Annotated in this window: 8 protein-coding genes; all 8 read right to left on the reverse strand. The window is 74.1% G+C overall.

What is annotated here, in order from left to right:
* Positions 1 to 58: 58 nt before the first annotated feature.
* The 8 genes from ACFRMQ_RS13610 to ACFRMQ_RS13645 all read right to left on the reverse strand — a co-directional run bounded on the left by ACFRMQ_RS13610 (position 59) and on the right by ACFRMQ_RS13645 (position 9,326).
* Positions 59 to 1,864, reverse strand: coding sequence for an ATP-dependent endonuclease (locus tag ACFRMQ_RS13610; protein WP_380730338.1), 1,806 nt, complete (start codon positions 1,862 to 1,864; stop codon positions 59 to 61).
* 378 nt (positions 1,865 to 2,242) lie between these two features.
* Positions 2,243 to 2,941 carry a helix-turn-helix domain containing protein gene (locus tag ACFRMQ_RS13615; protein WP_380357451.1) on the reverse strand — a complete coding sequence of 233 codons (699 nt, stop codon included), beginning with the start codon at positions 2,939 to 2,941 and terminating at the stop codon, positions 2,243 to 2,245.
* Positions 2,938 to 5,166, reverse strand: a complete 2,229-nt coding sequence (locus tag ACFRMQ_RS13620) for a hypothetical protein (RefSeq protein ID WP_380730340.1) — start codon at positions 5,164 to 5,166, stop codon at positions 2,938 to 2,940. Before ACFRMQ_RS13620 ends, ACFRMQ_RS13615 begins: the two co-directional genes overlap by 4 nt.
* Entirely contained in the window at positions 5,166 to 5,804 is a 639-nt protein-coding gene (locus tag ACFRMQ_RS13625) for a DNA-binding protein (protein WP_380730342.1), read from the reverse strand. Before ACFRMQ_RS13625 ends, ACFRMQ_RS13620 begins: the two co-directional genes overlap by 1 nt.
* Before the next feature lie 214 nt (positions 5,805 to 6,018).
* On the reverse strand, positions 6,019 to 6,546 hold the full coding sequence (locus ACFRMQ_RS13630) for a hypothetical protein (protein ID WP_380730344.1): 528 nt from the start codon (positions 6,544 to 6,546) through the stop codon (positions 6,019 to 6,021).
* Between the two features lie 129 nt (positions 6,547 to 6,675).
* A complete protein-coding gene (locus ACFRMQ_RS13635; protein WP_380730346.1) occupies positions 6,676 to 7,596 on the reverse strand; it encodes a hypothetical protein in 921 nt (306 codons plus the stop codon).
* A complete protein-coding gene (locus tag ACFRMQ_RS13640; RefSeq protein ID WP_380730348.1) occupies positions 7,597 to 9,063 on the reverse strand; it encodes a phenylacetate--CoA ligase family protein in 1,467 nt (488 codons plus the stop codon).
* A 62-nt stretch (positions 9,064 to 9,125) separates the two neighbouring features.
* Positions 9,126 to 9,326: a hypothetical protein gene (locus tag ACFRMQ_RS13645; RefSeq protein WP_380730350.1), complete on the reverse strand. Its 201-nt coding sequence runs from the start codon at positions 9,324 to 9,326 to the stop codon at positions 9,126 to 9,128.
* Positions 9,327 to 9,426 lie beyond the last annotated feature (100 nt).

A 9,426-nucleotide genomic window follows, 5' to 3' on the forward strand; every position in this document is an offset into this window, starting at 1 on the left:
CCCGGATGGCGGCGCGGCGCACCGCCCGGCTCCGGCAGGACGCGCCGTCAGGAAATGATCAGCCCGCACTCGCCCGCAAAGCCGCGAATACTTCCCTCAACTGCGACGGCACGTCTGCGGCGGAGCCCAAGGACGTGGCCAGCTCGTAAACCATTTCGGGTTTACCGTCCGGACTCGTGCGGCCCTGATCCTTAATCATGCCAAGAATGTCCTTGCTGAATTTCCGGCCGCCACGGTGCGCCTTGAAGTCCGTAGCCTCCCACTGCTGCTGGCCGTCGGGGCGCGGCCACTTGCGGTTGGCCACTTGGGCCCACTGCTCGTCCTCGAAGAGCTCCTCGAGTTCGTTGAAGCCCGTCGCCTCGCCGACGAACGAGACCTGCCGCGCAGGATCGAGGCCGAACTGGCGCAGCCGGTCGTCCCTGAAGAACTTGGCGACGTTGCGGCTGTCGGCATCGACGAGCAACATGACGGTGCGGCGCTGGCCGGCGAGGTAGCGGGCGAGGTGCAGGGCTCCTTCGTTGTTGTTGCAGGCCCACAGGGCAATACCCGCCGCCTGCAGGGACAGGCCCTGTGCGAGGCGGAAGAGCACCGGGATCGCCTGCTGCTCCGTGGGGCCTTCGACGGCGAGGAAGCAGCGCTCGTGGAGCAGGACGGAGTTGCGCAGGCCCAGCGCGGCGGCGATCTGCCCCAGGTGCAGGTCGATGCCTTCGTGCGTGTCCTCGGCGAGGCGTTCCATGACGGTGCGGCCCGCTTCCAGGCGCAGGTGGACGACGTCGGCGATGTCCACGCCGTCGATGAGGTTCATCGAGTGGGTGGCCACGATGACGTTGACGGCATCCGTCGCGCACTGGCGGCGGATCAGGTCCATCACGGTCCGCTGGTGGGTGTAGTCCAGGTGGGTGTCGGGCTCGTCGTAGACGACGATCGTCTGGACGGGCGGCATGTCGTCCCCGTCCGGTTGGGGGCCCTCCAGCAGCCTGCTGGTCCACTCCCAGACCGCCAGGGCGATCCGGCGGTTGCTGCCCCGTCCGGACCTGGACAGATCGACCCGCTCGCCGCGGGCACGGGAGATGTGCAGATGCGCCTGCTTGAAACCGTGGGAAAAGGAGACCTCCGGCTCGACGGAGACGTCCACGAGATCCGGACAGTGTGCCTTGATGTGTTCGCACAGGTCGGCGGCGTCGTCCTTGACCAGCGCGGTGACCTCGGACTCGATCGTACGCAGGCGGCCCTGCAGCCCGTCGTCCTCGAGATGGGCCTGGTAGCTGCCGGCCAGTGCCGTGTGGACGGCCCGCTCCGGGCTCTCGTCCTTCCCGCTGAATGACAACAGCCGCGGCAGCCGTCGAGCCAACTGCTTGGGCAGGGCTGCCCATTGGTCGACCTGCGGGGAGCGTGCCGCGTGTGCGGCCAGCGCCGCCTGCAGGTCGGCCTTGAGTCCCTTGCCCTCGGCCTGCAGTCCGAGGGCGAGAACCAGCTCCCTGAGCTCGGGTACGAGCAGCGAGTGGATGTCACGCAGCCTGGGGTCGGCCGGAATCCTGGCCCAGTACTCGAGCACGGGCGCGGCATCGCCCTCCACTCGGCGCCGTACCCTCAACTCCGGCGCGAAGCCCGCCTCCTGCTCGAAGTCGTCCAGGGCGAAGCGGCCTTCGACCCATGTCGAGGCACAGCGTCCCGGCTCGGCGACGCCGCCGGCTCCGGTCGGGGTGACGTAGGTTCGGTCCTGTTCGGCCAGACGATGGCCGCCGAGGAGGAAGGCGAGGGCGGCGAGCACCGCGCTCTTCCCGCCGTCGTTGTGGCCGGCCAGGATCGTCGGCGAGCTGACGGGGATGTTCTTGAGCAGCGTCAGCGAGCGGAACCCGCTCACGGAGAAGTCCTTCAAGTGCACAGTCGCAGCCGCTCCGCTCTCCCCTGCCGCCTGCCGTACCGCAGGCAGCAACCATCGTGCGGCATGGGCTTTCTGAGGTCACATCCGCCGCAGGTGAACATCGTAGGCTCATCGGCGCGGCGCCGTGGCGCGGGCGGCGGAAGACCGGCGGGCCACCGTGGGGTGGGCGGAGCACGAAGGGCGCCGAACCCTGGGCGACACCGCTGTGGGTCCGTCCGTCAGGAGGCTGGCCGGGCCCGGCCGTTGAAGCGCAAACCCCGGACCAGGGGCCGGGCGCTCGATCGGCTCCCCTTGCGCTCACCGGCCGACCGAACGCTCCCGGCCCGCGCAGGTGCGGCCGAGTCGGGGGCCCACCGACTACTCAGGGATCCAGCCGCGGACCTCCAGGTAGCGGATGTCCGCGCCCTCGACCGCCCGGCCGGTCTCCACCAGCCACTCGCGCATCGCCTCGGTGACGTCCCCGTGGTGGTCGGCGACGCGCTGGGACCACTCGGCGGCGTCGAACCCGCCGGTGGAGGCGGAGCCGTAGGTGCGCTCCTCGGTGCCGTCCGCGCGCGGGAGGAAGCCGCGTCGGATGCCACCGGAGTCCTGCTCCGAGCCCGCGCCGTAGACGTACTGATCGGCCTTCATCCGGACGGTGAAGGCGAGGCGGCCGCCGGCCTGGCCGGTGGCGTGGACCACCGGCGCGAGGTGGGAGGCACCGGAGTTGATGGCCTGCTTGCCCGCGCGGCCGGCCATCGACTCGCCGGGCTTGCCGACGACGTCCTTGCCGCGCACCCGGGCCTTCTGGCCGGTCTTGGTGCGGCGGCGGGTGGTGTTCGCCTCCGCGATCCCGGACAGCACCTCCTCATCACGCTCGCCGCCGCGCACCGCACGGACCACCTGGCGCAGCGCGCCGACCATGCTGGCGCCCTTGCCCTTGGTGAAGAACTGCGAGACCAGGCTGGCGTCCCTGCCCAGCAGCTTGGCGACCTGGCGCTTGGTGTAGCCCTGGTCCAGCAACTCCTGGGTCAACCGGGCGGCCTCGTTCGGGTTGTTCGGGTCGGCCGGGCTCACTGGCCAGCTCCCTTCGCGGCGGCGGCGAGTTCGGCGCGGCCCCGGGCGCGCAGTCCGAGGTATTGCTCCTGGCCGGCGGGGTGGTCGACGGGGCCGGTGAGGTGGCCCTTGAGGAGGTAGTCGCCGGGCTCGCCGCGGTAGGGCCAGGGCTGGCGCTCGGTCAGGGCGATGCCGTCGGTGCCGAAGTAGACGACGGTGCCGGGCATGGCGTGGAGGGCCCCGGCGGAGGCGATGACTTCCTTGCCCTGGCGGTGCTTCATGTCCAGCAGCGCGGCCCGGGCGCCGGACCAGACGTAGGCGGCCCACTCGGGGTGGGCGTACGGGTCGCGGGAGAAGCCGGCCTGGCGCTGCCAGGTGACGACCTCGTTGTCCTGGCCGAGGATCTCGGCCCCGGCGGGGAGGGTCTCACCGGCGGGTGTGGTGCCGGAGACCAGGCGCGGGCGCTGGGCGAAGCCGCCCAGGCCGAAGAGCAGCACGCTGCGGACGGCGCGGGAGGCGAGGTAGGCGGCGGTGCGCTGGCGTTCGTCGGCGTGGAGGTTGGAGAGGTTGGTCAGGTCGGCCCAGGCGGCCTTCAACCGCTTGCCCCATTCGTCGAGGGGTTTGCCGTCCTCGAAGAGCAGGCCGCCGAGGATCTCGATCCGCCACGGCGTCAGGTGGTTGGTGAGGGCGAGGTGAACCTCGGCGCCGCCCGCCCAGGTGGTGAAGGTGGCGCCGGGCTCGGCGGGGTAGGTCCAGGCGCGGTCCCCGGTCACGGGGGCCGGGAGGAGGCCGACGTGGTTCCAGCCCTGCGGGACGGTCACCTTGATGTTCCAGTGGGAGCAGGACATCAGGGCCTTCACTTGTTCCTGCCCGGTCATGGCGGCGAACGCGGCGGCGGTGACGCGGCGCGGGGTGCCGACCGGGGACTTCCAGAGGTGTTTGGCGTAGGCGAAGGTGCGGTCGTACTCCACCAGGGCGGGCAGCTGTTCCGGGACGCGCGGGGGCAGGATCAGCTCGGTGCGGCCCTGGCCGGCGGTGGCGTGCAGCAGGCCGCGCAGTTCCTCGGACAGCACCGGGTAGCCGCCGGCCCACTTGCCGGTGGTCGGGATCGTGCGCGACCACAGGTCCCGGCCGGTCTGGCTGGGGGAGCCCATCAGCACGGCGTCGTCCCAGTGGCGGCGCAGTGCCTGCCACAGCAGGGTGAAGGCCTGGCGGCAGGTGACGACGTCGGCGCCGTCGGGGTCGAACCACTCCCCCATGGAGCGGATCTCGGTGGTGGCGCTGTCGGGGGCGGCGGCGGGGGCGTAGCGGCCGACGGGCTGGCGCTGGTGGACGAAGTGGCCGGCGAGTTTGTCGCGGCCGGAGCCGATGGCGGTGGTCCACCGCTGCGACGGTGTGTTCAGCCAGGCGGCGACCGCGTCCTTGAGGGTGGAGTAGCGTTCGGCGCCGTCGTGCCAGGGGGCGCCGGCGGTGATGTAGATCCGTTCGGTGCCGGGGGCGGCGTGCAGGACGGCGTCGAGGATCTGCCCGGGGGTACGGGCGGCGAGGTCGAGGCGCATGACGCGGTCGCGGACGGCGAGGTCGCCGGTGGCGGCGTCCAGGAACACGGTGGCGCGGGCTTGTTGGGTGAAGTGGGGGCGTTTGGAGGCCAGGCCGGTGGTGACGGCTTCGAGCCGGGCCCCGGCCGGGCCTTCGGGGAGGGTGGGCAGCTCGCGTGGTCCGGTTTCGGCGGGCGGGCGGGGCGCGGCGGGGACGGGGGCCGGCGTGGCGGGGGCTGGGACGGGGGCGGCGGCCTGGTCCTCGGCGGCGGCCCGGCCCTGCGGCGGCGTGGCGGAGTCGGCCTGTACGCCGGGTTCCGTCTCCCCGGTGGCCGGCTCGGCGACAGGGCGGGCCGGCACCGGGGCGACCACGACGGCAGGCTCGGCGACCGGCTCGGCCACGGGTGTCGGGACAGGCGCAGCGGCGGCGGCCTGGCCGTCGGCCTTGACGGCTCGGACGTCGGCGGGGGTCGGGTCCAGCAGCGGGGCGATCCGCACGATGTCACCGACCGACAGGCCCGAGGCCTTCGCGACGGCCGGCGCCTGGGCGCCCTCGTACCCCGCGAGCCCGGCCACCTTGCGGGCGCGCCGGGCGGTGAGCTTGTCCAGCTCCTTCCGCGCGGCCGTGACCGCCTTCTCGGCGGCCGTGATCTCGGCGCGCAGCTCACGCAGAGAAGCGAGCTCGGCGGTGTAGGTCTTGCGGTCCATCAGGCCTGTTCCCCCTCGGTGGCGGGCCGGCCGGCGGCGGCCGGGCGGGTGGCGACGTAGGCGATCGGGCCGCCGGACACGGACGGCAGCCGGGTGCCGAGCAGCAGGCCCGCCAGGCGCGTGTCCTCGGGGTCGGTGGGGGCGGCGGCGTTGGCGGGGGCGGTGAGGTCGGTCAGGTAGCCGGCCAGGCGGGCCCCGGTGAAGCGGTGGCGCCCGGTGGTGCCGGCCGTGCCGTCGGACTCCCACGCGGTGAGGCCGGTCAGCACCGCGACGACGAAGCCGGCCACCGTGACCGGCAGTACGGCGCCGGCCGCGACCCGGGCCGGGTCGCACCGCCACCAGCCGGACAGCGCGGTGAGCAGCTGGGTCTGGTCCAGGCCGGTGCCGAAGCCGATCCAGTCGCGGTCCGGCTCGTCCACCTTCGCGGGGGCGTCCGAGCGCAGCACCGCGACCTCGGCCGGGCCGAGGGCGGCGAGGTGGGCGGTGGGGCGGGCCTGGAGCGCCTGGAGCGCGGCCAGCGGGAACACCTGCCGGCCGGTGTCGCGTACGCCGGGGACCACGCCGGTGGCCATCAGCTTCTTCACCGTCGGGATCGAGCACCCCAGGGCCGTCCCGGCCTGTCCGGTCGTCACGAACACACCCAGACCTCCATGCCTGTCGCCCCGGCTTGAAACGCCAGGGGAACTCTATGCCGCCCACGGCCATGCCTTTTCAGTGGGCCATACAAGCATGAAAAGGGGGCGGCGGTCCGTCCTGCGCCGCTCGGCACCGGGTGGGCCGTGGCCGGCCCGGGGGAAGGCAGCGGCGGGGGCGTCCTGTGGCGGGGCGTCCCCGTCTGCCGGGAGAAGGGTGTCAGCCGCCGTACTCCTGGGCTTCCTTGGTGGCGGGGCCGCGTGCGTCGATCTTGAGGATGCGGGAGGCGATGGCGCCTTCGTTGCGGCCGAACTCCTCGGCGAGTTCGGCGAGAAAGGCGCCCTGGGCGCGGCGGGCGGTGAGTTCGGTGTCCTCTTCCGGTGTCCGGCGCTTGTAGGCGTTGGGGTGCGGGCGGCGTTTCTCCTCGACGGTGTGGGCCTTCTCCGGCTCGGGGGCGCGGGGGGTGGGGACGGTGGCGGCGGCGGTGAGGCCGAGGAGCAGCTGGGTGATCAGGGCGTGGTCGGCGAGGAGGATGTCGCCGTGGAGGTCGGTGACGCTCTCGCCGCTCTCGTCGCATCCGGTGATGGTCAGGTGTCCGCGCCCCGGGGTGTGGGACTCGTAGGAGAGGTCGTGGCCGCGGGAGCCGTCGGGGGTGTGCCGGGTGAGGGTCTGCCGGGTCGTCCGGGTGGTGATCCGGTCAAAGGGGTCCTGGTCCTGGTCCTGGTCCGCGGCCGGGTTCGTCGGCATGGTGGGGCCCTTCCCGCCGTGGCACGGGCGGGGCCCGCGCGTGTCCTGGTCTGACTCCGGGTCCGTGGGGGCCGGCAGGGTGGCAGCGGTGGGGCGGGCCCGCGGCGGGCGGGGCCAGGCCGGGCGGGGTCAGGCCGGGCGGGCCGCGGCGGGTTCGGCGGCGGGTTCGGTGCGGGCGGGCGTGGTGAGCAGCGGGAGCGGGTGGCCCGCGCGCCACTGGGCGGTGGTGCGTTCCCCGCCGAAGCGGCGCCGCCAGTACAGGTGCTGGGCGACGATCAGCGGGCCGAGCGCGGTGAGCAGCGGGAATCCGGTGGTGAGCCAGCCGGCGGCGAAGCAGGCGCTGACGGCGCTGGTGGTCGCCAGGCCGGTCAGGGCGGCGCACACGGCGGCGGTGCGGCCGTGGGCCTTGGCGGCGACCAGGGGGTGGAGGACGAGGAGCAGGAGGTCGCCGAGGCCGATGGCGACGGGGGCGGGGCCGCCGGTGAGGGCGAGCATGGGGGCGAAGGGGCGGTCCTGGACCTGGGCGAAGAAGCGGGTGGTGGTGTCGGTGAGGGTGGTGGCCGTCAGGTCGTAGACGGTGAGGGCGGCGGCGAGGGCGGCGGTGTGGGTGGAGCGCAGGCCGCTTTGGGTCCAGAGGTTGGCGACGCCGATGACGGCGGCGGCGATCGTCAGGTCGCTGCCGGCCCGGGCGGCGCCGGGGTGGCCGGTGAGGGCGGCGGTGGTGGTGGCGGCGGTGGCGGTGAGGGCGATGGCCCAGGACCAGGGCACGGCACGCGGGCCGGTGGCGGTGAGCAGGGGCGCGAGGGTGAACTGGAGGGCGAGGCAGCAGACGAGGCCGAAGAGGGCGCAGACGGCCGCGCCGGGCAGGGCGGTGTAGAGGAGGGGGGCGAGGACGACGCCGGCGCACAGGACGGCGACGTCGCCCGCGGTGTAGACGCCGACCGGGGGGCGGGGCATCCGGACGCGGGCGAGGTAGCGGGCGGCGAGGGCGGTCTCGGCGGCGACGGCGGCGCTGAGGGCGGTCAGTGCGGCGGGGTCGGCGGTGGTCACTCAGCGTCTCCCGGGGGCGGGGTCGAGGGTGTCGAAGGTGTGTTCGCGCAGGTCGGCGCGCAGGGGTGCGGTCGGCGGCATGGCGGCGCGGTCCTCGTGGAGGGCGATGTCGGCCAGGCGCAGGCCGGTGGCGTGGGCGCGTTCCTCCAGGCGGGCGCGCAGGGCGGTGGCGGGCAGGCGGCCGACCAGCAGGTGGAGGCGGGCGGGGCCGTCCGGGCCGTCGGGGCCTTCGGTGAGGGCGTGGCGGGCCGGGAGCGGGACCTCGGGTTCGGCTTCGACGAGGTCGAGGATCTCGCGGGTGGTGACGGTGGTGCTCAGCGGTCCGTTCCAGCGGCCGAGGATCTCGGAGGTGGCGGGCAGGTGGGCGAGTTCGCAGCCGGGTGGTTCGGCGGGCAGGCGCACCAGGTCGCCGGTGGCGTAGCGCAGCAGCAGGGTGCAGTCGCGGTAGGGCACGTACGGGGTGTGGACGACGGTGCCGATGGCGCCGGGGGCGGTGGGCTGCCAGGTGAGCGGGTCGAGGACTTCGAGGTGCCCGAACTCGGTGGTGTGGTGGAGGTGGCCCCGGGTGCAGGGGGTGGCGCCCGAGGGCAGGATCTCGGTCATCAGGTAGGCGGAGGTGACGGTGGCGCCGAACGCCTCCTCGGCGCGCCGGCGCAGCGGCGCGGAGAGGACTTCGCCTCCGACGCTGATCGATGCGAGGCCGAAGTCGGCGCCGCGCCGCCCGTGCTGTTCGGCTTCCCGGACGAGGGCGGCCAGGTAGGAGGCGGAGGTGGTCAGGTGGGTGATCCTGGGGTCCTTGCCGGGCAGGCCGAGCGGGGCGGCGAGTCGTTCGAGGGCCACGGCGGGGGTGACGGTGCCGAACTGGACGAAGCCGGCGCCGGCGCGGGTGGCCGATTCCTCGGCGTTGACCAGGGACACGGTGGCGCGGGAGCAGCCGGCGTAGGCGACGGTGTGGCGGGGGCGCAGACCGAGGCCGAGGACGGCGGAGATGGTGCTGAAGGCGATGGCGCGTTCGAGTTCGGCGCGGGAGAACCAGACGGCGGTGGGGGTGCCGCTGGTGCCGGTGGTGAGGGCCATCAGGGCGGGGGTGGCGGCGTCGGAGACGAAGTCGGCGGGCCGGGCGCGCAGGTCGTGTTTGGGGGTGACGGGCACGCGTGGCCAGTCCTCGGGTTCGAGGCGGGCGGGGTCGAGGCCGAGGTCGGCGAAGCGGCGGCGGTAGTAGGCGGTGTGGCGGGCGGCGGTGCGGGCGGTGGCGCGCAGGCTGCGGCGGGTCACTTCGCGGCGTACCCGCGGGTCGACGTGGCCGGCGCGGCCGGGCAGCAGGGCGGAGTCCTCGCCGGGTTCGCCGAACTCGGCGATGGTGGCGACCAGGTCGCGGGCGAGGCGTTCCAGGTCGGACGGGCGTATCCGGCGGTTCGTCAGGATCGAGGCGCCGTAGCGCAGTTGGCTCAGCGCTGTCGCGAACAAGCGCACTCTCCCAGGCCAGGGTCGGACGGTGGGCCACCCGGCCCCGGCCGGGGTCGCTCGGGTCAGACCATGTGCAGGAACATGGCGGCGGTGAGGGTGCTGAAGGCGTACTTGAGGTAGTGCTTGACCATGATCGGTTCTCCCTCGTACGGGCGGCCGGCCGCCCTGGCCGGGCGCAGCGGCGGATGCCCGCGGCCGGGTTCCGGCCGGCGGGCAACGGAAGTATAGGGACGGTCCGGCCGCCCGCAACAGGCTATGTGCACGGCCAACCTTCCGCTTGTGCGGGGAAGTTGGGGCGGGGCTCCGGCACGCGGGACATGCGGACGCCGGCGGCGCGGCGGTCCGGGCACCCGATCCCCCGGG

It is taken from the genome of Kitasatospora sp. NPDC056783, from assembly GCF_042789895.1.
Classification (GTDB): Bacteria; Actinomycetota; Actinomycetes; order Streptomycetales; family Streptomycetaceae; genus Kitasatospora.